This window comes from Geodermatophilus sabuli (assembly GCF_010686765.1).
In the GTDB taxonomy this organism is placed as follows: domain Bacteria; phylum Actinomycetota; class Actinomycetes; order Mycobacteriales; family Geodermatophilaceae; genus Geodermatophilus; species Geodermatophilus sabuli_A.
Window position 1 is genome coordinate 1 of sequence record NZ_JAAGWF010000008.1, and the last position, 16,357, is coordinate 16,357.

General features: G+C 75.4%; 16 protein-coding genes. 13 read left to right on the forward strand and 3 right to left on the reverse strand.

Annotation, left to right across the window (positions count from 1 at the left end; genetic code table 11):
• Nucleotides 1–146 precede the first annotated feature (146 nt).
• The 3 genes from GCU56_RS06835 to GCU56_RS06845 form a co-directional block, all read right to left on the reverse strand.
• Nucleotides 147–803, reverse strand: coding sequence for a response regulator transcription factor (locus tag GCU56_RS06835; RefSeq protein ID WP_345771693.1), 657 nt, complete (start codon nt 801–803; stop codon nt 147–149).
• Nucleotides 800–1,909 carry a histidine kinase gene (locus tag GCU56_RS06840; protein WP_163480786.1) on the reverse strand — a complete coding sequence of 370 codons (1,110 nt, stop codon included), beginning with the start codon at nt 1,907–1,909 and terminating at the stop codon, nt 800–802. The genes GCU56_RS06835 and GCU56_RS06840 overlap by 4 nt, the downstream gene beginning before the upstream one ends.
• Nucleotides 1,910–1,972: 63 nt before the next feature.
• The gene (locus GCU56_RS06845; protein ID WP_163480787.1) at nt 1,973–3,175 is read right to left on the reverse strand and encodes an ATP-binding cassette domain-containing protein; all 1,203 of its coding nucleotides are present in this window, start codon (nt 3,173–3,175) and stop codon (nt 1,973–1,975) included.
• Nucleotides 3,176–3,178: 3 nt separating this feature from the next.
• On the opposite strand from GCU56_RS06845, the gene GCU56_RS06850 reads away from it, so the two are divergent.
• From GCU56_RS06850 to GCU56_RS06910, 13 genes are all read left to right on the forward strand, one after another.
• On the forward strand, nt 3,179–3,910 hold the full coding sequence (locus GCU56_RS06850; protein ID WP_345771694.1) for an ABC transporter permease: 732 nt from the start codon (nt 3,179–3,181) through the stop codon (nt 3,908–3,910).
• Nucleotides 3,907–4,638 (forward strand): ABC transporter permease, encoded by a 732-nt coding sequence (locus GCU56_RS06855; RefSeq protein WP_163480788.1) that lies wholly within the window; start codon nt 3,907–3,909, stop codon nt 4,636–4,638. Before GCU56_RS06850 ends, GCU56_RS06855 begins: the two co-directional genes overlap by 4 nt.
• Nucleotides 4,639–4,835: 197 nt before the next feature.
• Complete coding sequence (locus tag GCU56_RS06860; protein WP_163480789.1) at nt 4,836–5,852, forward strand: glycine betaine ABC transporter substrate-binding protein; 1,017 nt, start codon at nt 4,836–4,838, stop codon at nt 5,850–5,852.
• Nucleotides 5,853–5,953: 101 nt separating this feature from the next.
• Nucleotides 5,954–7,198: a DUF6779 domain-containing protein gene (locus GCU56_RS06865; RefSeq protein ID WP_163480790.1), complete on the forward strand. Its 1,245-nt coding sequence runs from the start codon at nt 5,954–5,956 to the stop codon at nt 7,196–7,198.
• A 258-nt stretch (nt 7,199–7,456) separates the two neighbouring features.
• Nucleotides 7,457–8,413, forward strand: coding sequence for a Rossmann-like and DUF2520 domain-containing protein (locus GCU56_RS06870; protein ID WP_163480791.1), 957 nt, complete (start codon nt 7,457–7,459; stop codon nt 8,411–8,413).
• Between the two features lie 37 nt (nt 8,414–8,450).
• Nucleotides 8,451–9,311, forward strand: a complete 861-nt coding sequence (panC, locus tag GCU56_RS06875) for a pantoate--beta-alanine ligase (protein ID WP_163480792.1) — start codon at nt 8,451–8,453, stop codon at nt 9,309–9,311.
• A gap of 8 nt (nt 9,312–9,319) precedes the next feature.
• A complete protein-coding gene (gene panD, locus GCU56_RS06880; protein WP_275585760.1) occupies nt 9,320–9,727 on the forward strand; it encodes an aspartate 1-decarboxylase in 408 nt (135 codons plus the stop codon).
• The gene (locus GCU56_RS06885; protein WP_163480794.1) at nt 9,724–11,397 is read left to right on the forward strand and encodes an L-aspartate oxidase; all 1,674 of its coding nucleotides are present in this window, start codon (nt 9,724–9,726) and stop codon (nt 11,395–11,397) included. The genes panD and GCU56_RS06885 overlap by 4 nt, the downstream gene beginning before the upstream one ends.
• Nucleotides 11,391–12,308: a carboxylating nicotinate-nucleotide diphosphorylase gene (gene nadC / locus GCU56_RS06890; RefSeq protein WP_345771695.1), complete on the forward strand. Its 918-nt coding sequence runs from the start codon at nt 11,391–11,393 to the stop codon at nt 12,306–12,308. The genes GCU56_RS06885 and nadC overlap by 7 nt, the downstream gene beginning before the upstream one ends.
• A gap of 3 nt (nt 12,309–12,311) precedes the next feature.
• Nucleotides 12,312–13,133: a type III pantothenate kinase gene (locus GCU56_RS06895; protein WP_163480795.1), complete on the forward strand. Its 822-nt coding sequence runs from the start codon at nt 12,312–12,314 to the stop codon at nt 13,131–13,133.
• An 11-nt stretch (nt 13,134–13,144) separates the two neighbouring features.
• Entirely contained in the window at nt 13,145–14,668 is a 1,524-nt protein-coding gene (gene lysS / locus GCU56_RS06900) for a lysine--tRNA ligase (protein ID WP_163480796.1), read from the forward strand.
• Between the two features lie 149 nt (nt 14,669–14,817).
• Nucleotides 14,818–15,168 (forward strand): histone-like nucleoid-structuring protein Lsr2, encoded by a 351-nt coding sequence (locus tag GCU56_RS06905; RefSeq protein ID WP_163480797.1) that lies wholly within the window; start codon nt 14,818–14,820, stop codon nt 15,166–15,168.
• 190 nt (nt 15,169–15,358) lie between these two features.
• A complete protein-coding gene (locus GCU56_RS06910; protein ID WP_163480798.1) occupies nt 15,359–16,138 on the forward strand; it encodes an MIP/aquaporin family protein in 780 nt (259 codons plus the stop codon).
• The last annotated feature ends 219 nt before the right edge of the window (nt 16,139–16,357 follow it).

Sequence of the window (16,357 nt, forward strand, 5' to 3'; positions counted from 1 at the left end):
GACCATCTCGAGGTAGTGCCGGACGAAGTGCCGTGCCCGGGAGCCGGAGGCGGGTGCGGGCCGGTCGGCGGAAAAAACGGGCTCGGCGCCGTCGCCACGTGCCGGACGTCACGACCGGGGTCATGACCGGGGCATGACCCCGGTCGTCAGATCAGGTCCAGCGCCCGGGCGCGGAGGGCCGCCTGGGTGCGGTCGCGGGCGCCGAGCTTGGCCAGCACGTTCGTGACGTGGTTCTTGACGGTTCCCTCGGCGAGGAACAGCGCCGCGGCGATCTCGCGGTTGCTCCCTCCGTCGGCGAGCAGCCGCAGCACCTCGAGCTCGCGCTCGGACAGCGGGACGACCAGCGGCTGGGGGCGCCGCGGGCCGTCGTCGGGCAGCTGGGCGAGGCGGGCGATCACCCGGGCGGCCACCGACGGCTGCAGGACCGATTCCCCGCGCGCGGCCGCGAGCAGTGCCTCGACCAGCCGGTCGGAGGGGACGTCCTTGAGCAGGTAGCCCACCGCGCCCGCGCGCAGGGCCGCGAACACGTCCTCGTCGTCGTCGAAGGTGGTGAGGGCCAGCACCTGCACCGCCGGCTGCTCGACGCGCAGCCGGCGGGTGGCGGCGATGCCGTCGAGCACGGGCATGTGGAGGTCCATCAGGACGACGTCGGGGCGGAGCTCGGCGGCCCGCCGCAGCGCGGCGTCGCCGTCCCCGGCCTCGCCCACGACCTCGATCTCCGGGCGCACCTCGAGCAGGGTGGCCAGCGCCTCCCGGAACAGCGCCTGGTCGTCGACCAGCAGCACCCGCACCAGTGCGCTCACCCGGGCACCGCCACGCGCACCGTCGTCCCGACGCCGGGCTCGGACACGACGTCGACGGAGCCGCCGAGCCGGGACGCCCGCTCCCGCACCCCCAGCAGCCCGAAGCCGGCGCCCTCGGTCACCACCGCCGTCCCGCGGCCGTCGTCGCGCACCTCCAGGCGCACCGTGCCGTCGTCGCCGTAGGCCAGCAGCAGGCGGGCCCGTCCGGCCGCGGCGTGCTTGCGGACGTTGGTCAGCCCCTCCTGGGCGGCGCGGAACAGCGACTCCCGGGTGTCGGCGGGCAGCTCGCGCACCGTGCCGGTGACCTCCAGCTCGGTCGGCACGCCGGCGGCGGAGGTGTCCGCGGCGAGCAGCTCGAGGGCGTCGCCCAGCGGCGGGACGACCCGTGCCTCCCGGAGCACGGCCACCGACCGGCGCACCTCGGCGAGCGCCTCGGTGGACTGCTGCTGTGCCTGGGCGAGCACGGCGTCGGCCCTGGCGGGATCGGCGCGCAGGACCGCCCGGGCGGCCTGGACCTGCATCTGGACCACGGTGAGGTGGTGACCCAGGCCGTCGTGGATGTCGCGGGCCAGCCGGTTGCGTTCCTGCGTGGTGGCCAGCTCCTCCGCCTGGGCCGCGGAGTGCCGCAGCCGTTCGTGCGCGTCGGCCAGCTCGGCGCGGGCCCGCTGCTCCCGCAGCAGCAGCTCGGTGACCGCCGCGGTGAACGCGACGGCCACGTAGGTCCCCAGCATGATGCGCAGCCCGTCGGCCATCGGCATGCCCAGGTGCACGAGCGGGACCAGGGCCGCGACCAGCACCGCGGCGGCCAGCGGCAGCAGCAGCACCGACTGGCTGACCAGGACCAGCAGCAGCAGCGTGGACCCGACGCCCTCCCCGCCGGCCGCGAAGACCACCCAGCCGAGCGGGAGCTGCACGAGCACGTAGCCGACCGCGAGCCGGCGACGGGTGCGGGGCTCGTGCCGGTCGACCCAGCCGAAGCCGACCGTCGCGAGCAGCGCGAAGACCAGCGCGACCGCGATCGGGGGCAGCGGTTGCCGGAGGACGGTGGCCTCCGCGGCGAGCGTGAGGAACGCCCCGCAGGTCAGGACGAGGAGTGCCCGCTTCACCGGACCACTCTGCGGCGCCGAGGGCAGCGGGTCAACGACCGGACGGGGGACGCGGCGGTGCGGTCAGGCGGGTGGCCGGCCGTCGACCGACCGGCGCAGCGCGGCGTGCAGCGACGTCGGGGTGAGGACGCCGAGGTGGCGGTCCCCGTCGAGGACCGCCACCCAACCCGCGTCGGCCTGCAGCATCGTGGCCAGCGCCCCCCGCAGGGAGCTGCGCACCGACACGGTGTCGGCGCCGCGGACGGTGGCCGAGTCGACGGTCCCGGGGCCTGCGGCCCGGCCGGCCGGCAGCCACCCCGTCGGGCGGCCGGCCTCGTCGAGCACGACCGCCCAGCCCGCGCCGGCCCGGTCCAGGGCCGCGCCGGCGTCGGCGAGCCCGTCGGTCGCGCGGACGACCGGCGGCTGCTCCAGGTCGGCGGGGTCGATGGCCGTGACCGCCAGGCGCTTGAGGGCCCGGTCGGCACCCACGAAGTCCGCCACGACGTCGTTGGCCGGCCGCCCCAGCAGCTCGGCCGGGGGCGCGAACTGCTCGACGTGGCCACCGGTGCTCATCACGGCGATGCGGTCGCCGAGCCGGACCGCCTCCTCGATGTCGTGGGTGACGAACACGATGGTCTTGCGCACCGTCTCCTGGAGGCGCAGGAACTCCGACTGCAGCCGCTCCCGGACCACCGGGTCGACGGCGGAGAACGGCTCGTCCATGAGCAGGACGGCGGGGTCGGCGGCCAGTGCCCGCGCCACCCCGGCCCGCTGCCGCTGGCCCCCGGAGAGCTGCGCCGGATAGCGGTCGCCGTGGACGGCGGGGTCGAGGCCGACCGTGGCCAGCAGCTCGTCCACGCGCGCCCGGATGCGGGCACGGTCCCACCCGAGCAGCCGCGGCACGGTCCCGACGTTGACCCGCACCGTCTGGTGCGGGAAGAGCCCCACGCTCTGGATGACGTACCCGATCCGGCGGCGCAGCTGGTCGGCGTCGACGCGGGTGACGTCCTCCCCGCCCAGCAGGATGCGGCCCGTCGTCGGCTCGATGATCCGGTTGATCATCTTCATCGTCGTGGTCTTCCCGCAGCCCGACGGGCCGACGAGCACCGACAGCTCACCCGCGGCGAACGTGAGGTCGAGCTCAGCCACGCCCACGGTGCCGTCGGCGTAGACCTTGCTGACCCCGTCCAGCCGGATCTCCTGGGCCGCGCCCTCCGCGCCCTCCGCGCCCGACCCGGGCGCCCGCGCGGGTGTGCGCAGCGACGGGGCGTCCGCAGTAGCGTCCACGACGTGGCCTCCCTGGGTGCGCGCCCTGTGCTGGGCGCGGCGAGCGACGGCGCACCGGTGCTCGCGGCGGACGAGGCGCCGAACCCGTGGTTCGACCCGTCGTACGTGACCGACAACTGGGACACCATTGTGGGGTACCTCGGGCAGCACGTCAGGCTCACGGTCGGGGCGGTCCTGCTCGGGGCGCTGATCGCCCTGCCCCTGGCGCTGCTGGCCCGGCGCACCCGGGTGCTGTCCGGGCCGGTGCTGGGCCTGTCGTCGGTGGTCTACACGATCCCGTCGCTGGCCATGTTCTCGTTCCTGGCGCCCTTCACCGGGCCGCTGTCGGCGACGACCGTGCTCATCGGCCTGACGCTGTACACGCTGGTCATCCTCGTGCGGAACTTCCTGGCCGGCTTCCAGGCCGTGCCCGCCGACGTCCGGGAGGCCGCCCGCGGCATGGGCTACGGCCCGGGGCGGCTGTTCCTCCAGGTCGACCTGCCGTTGGCACTGCCGGCGGTCATGGCCGGCCTGCGGATCGCCACCGTCTCGACCGTCGCCCTCGTCACCGTCGGGGTGATCACCGGCAACGGCGGGCTCGGCCAGCTGATCGTCGGCGGCTTCAACGCGAACTTCTACCGGGCCGAGATCGTCACCGGGGCGCTGGGCTGCGTGCTGCTGGCCCTGGTCGCGGACGTGCTGCTCGCCGGTGTCGAGCGGCTGCTGACCCCGTGGACCAGGGCGGCCCTGGCATGAGCGCCTTGGCCGACGCGCTGCGCTATCTCAACGACCCGCTCAACTGGAACCGGTCCGGCGGCATCCTCGACCTGCTGGTCCAGCACCTCACGGTGTCCGGGGCGGCCGTCCTGGCCGCCGCCGTGCTGGCCGTCCCGCTGGGCGTGCTGCTCGGGCGCAGTGGCCGCGGGCGCGGGGGCATCGTCGTGCTCTCCAACGTCAGCCGGGCGGTGCCGACCCTGGCCCTGCTCACCGTCTTCGCGGTGACCCCGATCGGCTTCAGCGACACCGCGACCGTCGTCGCGCTGGCGGTGTTCGCGTTCCCGCCGATGCTCACCAACACCTACGTCGGCTTCCGGGAGGTCGACCGGGACGTCCGCGAGGCGGCCCGGGCGATGGGGATGAGCCGCGGCCAGATGGTCACCCGGGTCGAGTTCCCCCTGGCCCTGCCGCTGGTCATGACCGGCATCCGGACGGCGGCGGTGCAGGTGGTCGCCACCGCGACCCTGGCCGCGCTCGTCGGCGGGGGCGGGCTCGGCCGGATCATCAACCTGGGCTTCGGCCAGCAGGACCTGGGCCAGATCCTCGCCGGCGCGCTCGTCGTCGCCACGCTCGCGCTGCTCACCGAGCTGGTCCTGGTGCTCGTCTCGTGGGCGGTCACGCCCGGCCCGCGCCGGCTGCCCTTCCGCGCCGCCCACCCGTCCCGGGTGGGGGAACCGGAGCCGACGTCGTCCGGGGTACCCCTCTGACGGAGGACCCCTCTGGCCTCACCACTCGTGAGCTCGCGCCATGACCCTGCACAGGGGCCGTCCGTAACAACCCGGCAACGGCTCCCCGGGGGGCTGGCCGAAGGGGGAGGCGCGGAGTTCCATGGGCGCCGCGGGACACCTCCCGCCAGACACGCGTCGCGGCCGGTCGGCCGCACGGGACACAGAAGGCGGGCCTCATGCACAGGCGTCCACGCATCCTCGTTCCCCTGGCCCTCGCCGGGGTGCTGCTCACGGCCACGGCGTGCGGTGAGTCCGGCTCCTCCGGGACCGGCGGCGGGTCCGGGGGTGGCGGCAGCGCGTCCGGCGAGGCGTGCGTCCCGGTTGCCGGCGACCAGCTGGTGGTGCTCGAGGACGACCAGCAGCTGCAGAACGCCGACAACATCGTCCCGGCGGTGAACGCGGCGACGGCGCAGGCCAGCCCGGCGCTGCTGCCGGCCCTCGACGCGGTGTCGGCGGCGCTGACCACCGAGGACCTCATCGAGCTCAACGCCGCGGTGGACGTGGACCGGCAGAGCGCCGAGGAGGTCGCCACTGCCTGGGTCGAGGAGAGCGGGGTGACCGACGGGCTCGAGCAGGGCAGCGGCGCCATCGCCGTCGGCGGCGCGAACTTCACCGAGTCCACCGTGCTCGCCAACATCTACGCGAACGTGCTCACCGCGGCGGGGTTCGACGCCTCGGTGCGCGAGGTCGGCAACCGGGAGCTCTACCTGCCGGCGCTGATCTCCGGCTCGGAGATCCAGGTCTTCCCCGAGTACCTGTCGACGGCGACCGAGTTCCTCAACCGCCAGGTCAACGGCGCCGATGCCGAGCCGGTGGCCAGCGGCGACGCCCAGGCGACGGCCACCGCCCTGCAGCCGCTCGCGGAGCAGAACGGCCTGCTGTTCGGCGAGCCGTCGGAGGCGGCCGACCAGAACGCCTTCGCGGTCACCCAGGAGTTCGCCGACGGGCTGGGGGTCAGCACCCTGTCCGAGCTCGCCGACGCGTGCGGCGACGGGTCGCTGGTCCTCGGCGGGCCCGCCGAGTGCCCGGACCGGCCGTTCTGCCAGCCGGGCCTCGAGGACACCTACGGGCTGACCTTCGGCGAGTTCCGCGAACTGGACGCCGGCGGGCCGCTGACCAAGGCGGCGCTGCAGCAGGGCGAGATCTCGATCGGCCTGGTCTTCAGCTCCGACGGGGCCCTGGCCCAGGGCTGACGGTCGCCGTCCGCCGCGGGTCGTCGGGGCCCGCGGCGGAACCGGCCACCACCCTCTGTCGAGACGTGATCGCGGGCTCTCGCACCGTTACCCTGAGCGTCATGCGGATGGACCGGGACGACCCGACCACCGGTCGGTCGCGCCCGGGTGCGCAGCCCGCGGGTTCCTCGTCGGTCCTGCGCACGGCCGGTCTGCTCGTCGGCTTCCTGCTCGCGGTCGGCGCGACGGTGGTCGTCTTCGTCACCGAGAACCCCCAGCTGCTGCGCCTGGCGGTGGTCGGGGCGGCGTGGGCGTTCGTCCTCGCCGCGCTGGCCGGCACCCGTCGTGGCCCCGAGCCCGCGGAGGGTCGTCCCGACGTGCAGGCCGTCGAGCGGGCGGCAGCCGATCGGGAGGCGGAGCTGCGGCTGGCCTACGAGCTGGAGCTGGAGCGCGAGGCCGCCGAGCGGCGGGCGGACGGGCTGCGCCTGGAGAACGACCTGCGGCGCGAGGCCGAGCAGTCGATGCGGACCGAGCTGACAGCCCTCCGGGGAGAACTGGCCCGCGTCGCCGAGCTGCGGCACGAGGTGGCCGAGATCGCCGGCCTGCGCGGGGACCTCGCCGAGGTGGGGGAGCTGCGCCGTGAGATGGCCCGGCTGACCGAGCTGCGCGGTGACCTCGCCCAGCTGACCGAGCTGCGTGCGGACCTCACCCAGCTGACCGAGCTGCGTGCCGACATGGGCCGGTTGCGGACGGAGCTGACCGAACAGCTCTCCGGCGAGATGCTCATCGAGCGGATCATGCTCAGGACGCAGTCGATCCGGTCCGGGTCGCCGACGGTCGAGACGCCCGCGACCAGGACGATCGACGCCTCCGGCTGGGCCGCACCGGCGCACGACCTGACCGGTCACCGGTCGCCCCACTCCGACACCGGGTCCGGCGGCGAGACCCGACAGTGGGACGAGGTCCGCGTGCAGCGGCCGGCGGAGCAGGAGCGCACCGCGGCGTTCGCCACCCCTGTGCCACCGCCGCAGCCGTGGGACTGGCTGGCCGAGCGGTCACTGATCGACGCGCCGGAGCCAGCCCCGGAGCCCGCCCCGGCCGCCGACCCGGACACGCGCCGCCGGCGCACCGACGACCTGCTCCGGCCCGCCGTGCCCTCGCCCGAGCAGTTCACCGTCGAGCGACCCGTCGCCCAGCGCGACCGCCCGCCGGTGCCGAGCCACGACGACCCCCCGGCGCCTCAGGGGTCGGCCCGGCTGGCCGAGATCCTCGCCGAGAGCGCTCCACCGTCGGGTGGGCGTCGCCGGCGCCGCTATCGCGACGAGGACGACAGCGACGACGTCCTCTCGCGTGTGCTCGGCCGCTGAGCGTCCCCGGAGCGCGTCGCCGTCGAGGACCGGTGAGCCGGCCGGCGTGAGTCACCCCACAGGGCGCAGCCGTTGCACCGGCGCCCGGGCGGTTCCACACTCGCCTTCGGCGCCCAGCCGCGTGACACATCCGGTCGCAGCGGGGACGGCGCCGGCCAGCACCACGCACCACCCAGCACCACACCGACGGTCTCCGACGGCGGAGACCGCGACCTGCGAGTCCGGTACCCGAACGGGACTGGAACGAGAGGTGCCCCGATGCCTGCAGCCCGCAGGCGTGCCGCCGGCCTGCCCCCAGCCGGCGCCGCCCCCGCCCGTCTCCGCGTCGGCATCGTCGGTGCCGGACGTGTCGGCGCCGTCCTCGGCGCCGCCCTCGCCGCCGCCGGCCACGACGTGGTCGCCGCCGCCGGCCTCTCCGCCGCCTCCGCCGAGCGCGCCGCGCGGCTCCTGCCCGGGGTGCCGCTGCTGCACACCGACCAGGTGGTCGCCGCGGCCGACCTCGTCGTCCTCGCCGTCCCCGACGACACCCTGCCCGGCCTCGTCGCCGGCCTGGCCGGGACCGGCGGCTGGCGCGCGGGGCAGCTGGCCTTCCACACGTCCGGCGCGCACGGCCTGGCCGTCCTCGCCCCGGCCGCGGAGGCCGGGGTGCTGCCCCTGGCACTGCACCCCGCGATGACCTTCTCCGGCGCCCCGGAGGACGCCGAGCGGCTGGTCGGCGCGCCCTTCGGCGTGACCAGCTCCCCGGAGCACCGCCCGGTGGCCGAGACGCTGGTGCTGGAGATGGGCGGCGAGCCGTTCTTCGTCGCCGAGGCCGACCGGAAGCTGTACCACGCGGCGCTCGTCACCGGCGCGAACCACCTGGTCACGCTGGTCGCCGAGGCCGCCGACCTGTTGCGGACGGCGGGGGTCGTCGAGCCGGCGCGGGTGCTGGCCCCGCTGCTGACCGCGGCCCTGGACAACGGCCTGCGCCGCGGCGACCGCGGCCTCACCGGCCCGGTCAGCCGGGGGGACGTCGGCACCGTCCGCGACCACCTCGAGACCCTCGCCGAGCGGGCACCGGCCACGGTGGCCGCCTACGTCGCCATGGCCCAGCGCACGACCGAGCGCGCGCTCGCGTCGGGCCGGCTCCGGCAGCACGAGGGCGCGCCGCTGCTCGAACTGCTGCAGGCCGGCTCCGGTCCGGGTTCCCTCGCCAGCGAGCGGGCGGAGGGCTGACCGTGGCCCTCGTCCCGGCCGGCTCCCGGTGAGCCGGGTGTCGCCCCGCCCCGTCGTCGGCCCGCGCGTCGCCGAGTCCGCCGGCGACCTGCTGCGCCTGCGCGCGGGCCTCGCCGGGCCGGTCGCCCTCGTGCCGACCATGGGCGCCCTCCACGAGGGGCACCGCACGCTGGTCCGCGCCGCCCGGGAGCGGGCCGGCAGCGTCGTGGTCTCGGTGTTCGTCAACCCGACGCAGTTCGGTCCGGGCGAGGACTACGACCGCTACCCCCGTACCTGGGACGCCGACCTCGCCGCGCTGGCCGAGGAGGGGGCCGACGCCGTCTTCCACCCGGGCGTCGACGAGGTCTACCCGCCCGGCGCGCTGGGCGTGACCGTCGACCCGGGCCCGCTGGGCAGCGTGCTGGAGGGCGCGGTCCGGCCCGGGCACTTCGCCGGCGTGCTCACCGTCGTCGCCAAGCTGTTCGGCCTGGTCCGGCCCGACGTGGCCCTCTTCGGCGAGAAGGACTACCAGCAGCTGGTGCTCATCCGCGCGATGGCCCGCGAACTGGCCCTCGGCACCGAGGTGGTCGGCGTCCCCACCGTCCGGGAGGACGACGGGCTGGCGCTGTCCTCCCGCAACCGCTACCTCGACCCGGCACAGCGGGCGGGCGCCGCGGCGTTGTCCCAGGCGCTCCGGTCCGGCGCCGACGCCGGCCCCCAGGGCGCCGACGCGGTCCTCGCCGCCGCCCGGCAAGTGCTCGCCGCCGCGCCCGACCTGGTGCCCGACTACCTGGAGCTGACCGACCCCGACCTCGGCCCGCCGCCCACGGCCGGCCCGGCCCGCCTGCTGGTGGCCGCCCGCGCCGGCAGCACCCGACTCCTCGACAACGTCCCCGTCTCGCTGGGAGCAGCCCGATGATGCGCACGATGCTCAAGTCCAAGATCCACCGGGCGACGGTCACCCAGGCCGACCTGCACTACGTGGGCTCGGTGACCATCGACGAGGACCTCCTCGACGCCGCCGACCTGCTGCCCGGCGAGCAGGTGGCGATCGTCGACGTCACCAACGGCGCCCGCCTGGAGACCTACGTCATCCCGGGCGAGCGCGGCAGCGGGGTGATCGGGATCAACGGCGCCGCCGCGCACCTGGTGCACCCCGGCGACCTGGTCATCATGATCAGCTACGGCCTCATGGACGAGACCGAGGCCAAGAGCCACATCCCGCGGGTCGTGCACGTCGACGGCGCCAACCGCATCGTCGAGCTCGGGGGCGACCCCGCCGCGCCCGCCCCGGGTGTACAGGGGCAGGTCCGCGGCGACACGATCGCTCGGTGAGCCTCCTCGCCGACCGGGTCACCGGCCTGCCGCTGCGCCTGTCGGCGCCGGCCCCGGGCTGGGACCTCACCGCCGACGTCTGCGTCGTCGGCTCCGGCGTCGCCGGGCTGTGCGTCGCGCTGCACGCGCGCGCCGCCGGGCTGTCGGTCGCCGTCGTCACCAAGGTGCGCGCCGACGCCGGGTCGACCCGCTGGGCGCAGGGCGGCATCGCCGCCGTCCTCGACCCCGCCGACACCCCGGAGGCGCACGCCCGCGACACCGAGGTCGCCGGGGTGGGGCTGTGCGAGCCCGAGGCCGTCTCGGCGCTGGTCTCCGAGGGGCCGGACCGGCTGCGTCAGCTGATCGGCTGGGGCGCGGCCTTCGACCGGGACCCGTCGGGCCGGCTGCTGCTCACCCGCGAGGGCGGCCACTCGGCCGACCGGATCGTGCACGCCGGCGGGGACGCCACCGGCTTCGAGGTGCAGCGGGCCCTGCAGGCGGCCGTCCGGGCCGACCCGGGGGTCACGTTGGTCGAGCACGCGATGGTGCTCGACCTGCTGACCGACGCCGACGGCCGGGCCGCCGGCGTCACCCTGCACGTGCTGGGCGAGGGCAGTGCCGACGGCGTGGGTGCGGTCCGTGCGCGCGCGGTCGTGCTCGCCACCGGCGGCATGGGGCAGGTCTACGCCGCCACGACGAACCCGTCGGTGTCCACCGGGGACGGCGTGGCCCTGGGCCTGCGCGCCGGCGCGGTCGCCACCGACCTGGAGTTCGTCCAGTTCCACCCCACCTCGCTGTACCTCGGCGAGGGCGTGCGGGGGCAGCAGCCGCTGGTCAGCGAGGCGCTGCGCGGCGAGGGCGCGGTGCTCCGCGACGCGGCGGGGGAGCGGTTCATGGTCGGCGTCCACCCGCTGGCCGAGCTGGCCCCGCGGGACGTCGTCGCCAAGGCGATCACCCGGGTGCAGCTGCGCGACGGCGTCCCCCACGTGTGGCTCGACGCCCGCGACGTCCCCGGCGTCGCCGAGCGGTTCCCGACGATCACCGCGAGCTGCCGGTCCGCCGGCGTGGACCCGGGCACCGACCTGATCCCGGTGACCCCGGCGGCGCACTACGCGTCCGGCGGGCTGGTCACCGACCTCGCCGGACGGACGACGGTGCCCGGCCTCTACGCCTGCGGCGAGGTGGCCTGCACCGGTGTGCACGGGGCGAACCGGCTGGCGTCGAACTCGCTGCTGGAGGGCCTGGTGTTCGCCGCCCGCATCGGTGCCGAGCTCGCCGAGCGGCTGCCGCGGCCGGCTCCGGTCCGGGGCCGCGACGCGGCGCCGTCCGGACTGCTGGACCCGGCGGGACGTCGCCAGGTCACCGACACGATGTCCGCCCGCGTGGCCGCGCTGCGCACCGGCACCGGCCTGGCGGAGGCCGGCGGCCGGCTGGCGGACCTGGCCGCCGGGCTGGGCGACGGGGTCGCCCCGGAGGTGGCGAGCTGGGAGGCCACCGACCTGCTCACCGTCGCCAGCGCGCTGACCGCGGCCGCGACGGCCAGGGAGGAGACCCGCGGGTGCCACTGGCGGGAGGACCACCCCGACACGGAGGAGGACTGGCGGGTGCACCTGGACGTGCGACTGGACGACGACGGGAGCCTGCGCGTGACCCGGCGGCCCGTCGGCACCCCGGTGGTCGCACCGTGGTGAGCTCGCCGGCCGACCCGCGGGACCTCACCGGCACCGGCCTGACCGAGGCGTGGGTGGCGGAGCTGGTCGAGCGGACCCTGACCGAGGACCTCACCGGCGGCCCGCCGCTGCCCGGCGCGCCCGACCTGGCCGTCACCTACGACGTGACCAGCGCCGCCACCGTGCCCGCCGGGCAGCTGGGCACCGCCGACCTCGTCGCGCGGGCCGACGGCGTGGTCGCCGGCCTCCCCGTCGCGGCGCGGGTGTTCACCCGCCTGGCCCCCGGTGCGACTCTCACCGCGGGCGCGACCGACGGGGACCGCGTGGCCCGGGGCGACGTGCTGCTCACCGTCCGCGGGCCGGTGCGGGCCCTGCTGGCCGCGGAGCGGAGCGCGCTCAACATCGCCAGCCGGGCCAGTGGCATCGCCACGCTGACCCGCCGCTGGGTCGACGCGGTCGAGGGCACCGGCGCCGTCGTGCTGGACACCCGCAAGACCACCCCGGGGCTGCGGCCGCTGGAGAAGTACGCCGTCCGGTGCGGCGGTGGGTCGAACAAGCGCATGGGCCTCTACGACGTGGCGATGGTCAAGGACAACCACGTCGCCGCCGCCGGGTCGGTGGCCGCCGCCGTCGCCGCCGTGCGCGAGCGGGCGCCCCGGGTGCCGGTGCAGGTCGAGGTGGACGTGCCCGCGCAGGCGGTGGAGGCGGTCGAGGCCGGTGCCGACTTCCTGCTGTGCGACAACATGCCTCCCGCCGTGCTGCGCGAGGTGGTCGCGCTCGTCGCCGGTCGCGCCGAGCTCGAGGCGACCGGCGGGCTGAGCCTGCACGTCGCCCGCGCCGTGGCGGAGACCGGCGTGGACTACCTGTCGGTGGGCGCGCTGACCCACTCGGCGCCGATCCTCGACCTGGCCCTCGACCTGCGGGCGGGCTGAGGGGTGCTGCTCACCGTCGACGTCGGCAACAGCCAGACCGTGCTCGCCACCTTCGACGGCGACCGCCTGGTGGGGTGCTGGCGGGTCACCACCGCGCCGCGGGCCACCTCCGACGAGCTGCGGCTGCTCTGGCGCGGCCTGTTGCGCGACACCGTCGTCACCGGGGTGTGTGCCTGCTCCACGGTGCCCGCGCTGCTGCCGGCGCTGCGCTCGCTGCTGGACTCCCTCGACGTGCCGGTCGTGCTCATCGGCCCCGGCGTCCGGACCGGCGTCCCGCTGCACGTGGACAACCCGCGCGAGGTGGGCGCCGATCGCGTGGTCACCGCGCTGGCGGCACACGAGCTCTACGGCCGCGGGCCGGACGGGACGGGGCGGCCGGTCGTCGTCGTCGACTTCGGCACCTCCACGAACGTCGACGCCGTCGGTCCCGACGGGCAGTTCCTCGGCGGTGCGCTGGCCCCCGGGGTCGAGGTCAGCCTCGAGGCGCTGGCCACCCGCGCGGCCCAGCTGCGGTCGGTCGAGCTGACCGTGCCGCCGCACGCGATCGGGAAGAACACCGTCGCCGCGCTGCAGTCGGGCCTGGTGCTCGGCTTCGCCGGGCTGGTCGACGGTCTGGTGGCCAGGATCGCCGGGGAGCTGGTCGCCTCGTTCGGGTCCGCGCCCGTCGTCGTCGCCACCGGCGGACTGGCGCCGCTCGTGGCCGACAGCTGCGGGTCGATCGCCGAGCGGGAGCCGGACCTGACCGTGCACGGCCTGCGGCTGGCCTTCGAACGCCAGCAGGGCACTCACCGCTCCCCGCCGAGCCCGCGTCCGGGGTCCCCGTAGGCTCGGTGCCCGTGACAGAGGGACCGAACGACCCCGGCAACGGCGACGACACCGGGGGCGACGAGCTCCCCGAGCAGCTGCGGGTCCGCCGGGCCAAGCTGGACCGGCTGCGGGAGTCCGGCGTCGACCCCTACCCGGTGACGGTCGCGCGGACCAGGACGCTCGCCGACGTCCGCGCCGCCCACCCCGACCTGCCGCCGGACACCATGACCGGTGACCAGGTCGGCGTCACGGGCCGGGTCATCTTCTCCCGCAACACCGGCAAGCTCTGCTTCGCGACGCTGCGCGAAGGCGACGCCGAGCTGCAGGTGATGCTGTCCCGCGACCGGGTGGGCGAGGAGTTCCTCGCCGCGTGGAAGTCCGACATCGACCTGGGTGACCACGTCCTGCTCACCGGCGAGGTCGGGACGTCGCGGCGCGGCGAGCTGTCGGTGTTCGCCGACTCGTGGCAGCTGACGGCGAAGGCGCTGCGGCCGCTCCCGGTGGCGCACAAGCCGATGAGCGAGGAGCTGCGGGTCCGCCGGCGCTACGTCGACCTGATCGTCCGCGACGAGGCCCGGCGCACGGTGCGCCAGCGCTCGACGGTGATGTCCACGCTGCGCGCGGGGCTGGCCTCCCGCGGCTACCTCGAGGTCGAGACGCCGATGCTGCAGACGGTGCACGGCGGTGCCGCGGCCCGGCCGTTCCGCACCCACATGAACGCCTTCGACCTCGACCTGTACCTGCGCATCGCGCCGGAGCTGTTCCTCAAGAGGTGCATCGTCGGCGGTCTGGACCGGGTGTTCGAGATCAACCGCAACTTCCGCAACGAGGGCGCGGACAGCACGCACTCGCCGGAGTTCGCGATGCTGGAGACGTATCAGGCCTACGCCGACTACCAGGTGATGGCGACGATGACCCGGGAACTGACCCAGGAATGCTGTGCGGCGTTGTTCGGCGACCACGTCGCCCGGCACAACGACGGCACCGAGATAGACCTCTCCGGGGAGTGGCCGCAGGTGCCGCTCTACTCGGCGGTGTCCGAGGCCGTCGGCGAGGAGGTGACGCCCGCGACGCCACTGGCGCAATTGCGGGCGATCGCGGAGCGGCACGACATCGGCGTGGATCCCACCTGGATCGCCGGCAAGGTCGTCGAAGAGGTGTTCGAGGCGCTGGTCCAGCCCACCCTGCAGTCTCCAACGTTCGTCATCGACTACCCGCTGGACACCTCTCCGCTGACCCGTGCGCACCGGTCGCAGCCGGGGCTGGCCGAGAAGTGGGATCTCTACATCGCCGGCGTCGAGCGGGCCACCGCGTACTCCGAGCTGGTGGACCCCGTCGCGCAGCGCGAGCGGTTCACGGCCCAGGCGGCCCTGGCCGCGGCCGGTGACCCCGAGGCGATGGCCTTCGACGAGGACTTCCTGGAGGCCCTCGAGTACGGCATGCCCCCGACCGGCGGCATGGGCATGGGCATGGACCGGCTCATGATGACGCTGACCGGACTGGGAATCCGCGAGACCATCCTCTTCCCGCTGGTGCGTCCGCTTTCGTCCTGAACCGCCGGGTTCCGTCATCCTTTCGTGGTGGTGGCGTGTACCGAATAGTCGACTGAATGCTCTATGGTCGAGCCGGCAATGGGACGGCCTGCGATGGCGGGCGACGGACCGCCCCGATTCTCGGGGCGCAGTGGGAACCAGGAGACGAAATGGCTCGCAAGGTCCAGGTGATCCTCAGTGACGACCTCGACGAGGATGTGTCGGCCGATGAGACGGTGAGTTTCTCGCTCGACGGTACGAACTACGAGATCGACCTGTCGGACAAGAACGCAGAAGAGATGCGGAACGCATTCTCCCGCTACGTGCAGGCGGCCCGGAAGGTCGGTCGCGGAAGTGGCCGCGCCTCTGGTAACGGGCGCTCCCGCCCGACCGGTGGCGGCCGGATGGACCGCGAGCAGGCCGGCGCCATCCGCGACTGGGCCCGCAAGAACGGTCACGCGGTCAGCGACCGCGGCCGGATCCCGGCCAGCGTCGTCGAGGCCTACGAGGCCGCGCACTGAGACAGGGCCCCATGCAGGGTCACTGCGGCCCGGTCCCCGTCCCGGGGGCCGGGCCGTCGCCGTCCCGGCCACGGGTGTGGCCGACGGCGCACCTGCCGTGGTTTGGCGACGCCCCCCGGGTGGCATCCGCAACCGTCGGCGCGTCCGCGTGGGCACTCGAGCGCCGCGCCACACGGGGGAGCAACACGTCATGACCGAGGGTCTCTACGGGAGCCGGACGGGGCAGAACGTCCTCCGCGTCGGCCTGGCCGAGCTGGTCGGCACCTACCTGCTGGTCCTCGCCGGGACCGCCGTGGCGGTCGCTGCCGTCCTCGAGCGGTCGATCGCGGGCGGCGGCGTCGACTCACTGGCGGTCGCCCTCGCCTTCGGGCTCGGCCTGGTCGCCCTGGTCAACGCGCTGGGGCACGTCTCGGGATGCCACCTCAACCCGGCGGTGACCCTCGCGCTGGCCGCCACGGGCCGCTTCCCCTGGCGGTACGTGCCGGCGTACGTCGTCGCACAACTGGCCGGGGCGGTGCTGGCCGCTCTCACCGTGTGGGTCCTGCACGGCGACGCGGCGCGGGACCAGGCCGTCCTCGGCGCCTCCCTGCCGGCCGACGGGGTCGGCAGCGGGGTCGTCCTGATCGCCGAGGCGGTGGTGACCTTCTTCCTCGTCCTGGTCATCGTCTCGGTCGCCACGGACCCGCGGGTGCCCAAGGCCTCGGCCGGGCTGGCGGTCGGGACCGCCCTCGCGGTCTGCGTCCTCGTGGCCGGGCCGCTGTCCGGCGGCGCGGTCAACCCGGCGCGGGCGCTGGGGCCGATGATCGTGGCCGGCCGGTTCGACGCCCTGTGGGCCTACGTGGTCGGCCCCCTGATCGGTGGTGGCCTGGCCGCGCTCCTCTACTCCCGATTCCTCGCCGAGGGGCGGCAGCCGGCCGACGCAGAAGCCGAGGCAGAGGCCGCGGACGACGCCGTGGACGCGTCGCGCTGACCCCCGCACCGGCTGCGCCGAGGCGTCCGCTGACGGCGTAACCGGCCCGGAACACCGGTTGGTCAGCATCAGTTGGACCGGACAGACCGATCCTCCGTCACCGGCCGCGTGCCGCCGGAGGGTCGGGGTCCGCGACTACAGTGGAAAGACCGGTGCCCCGCGCGCCGACGGATGTCGGGTGCTCCTCCCCAGCACGGGGAGGGCAGTGCCGGACCAGCC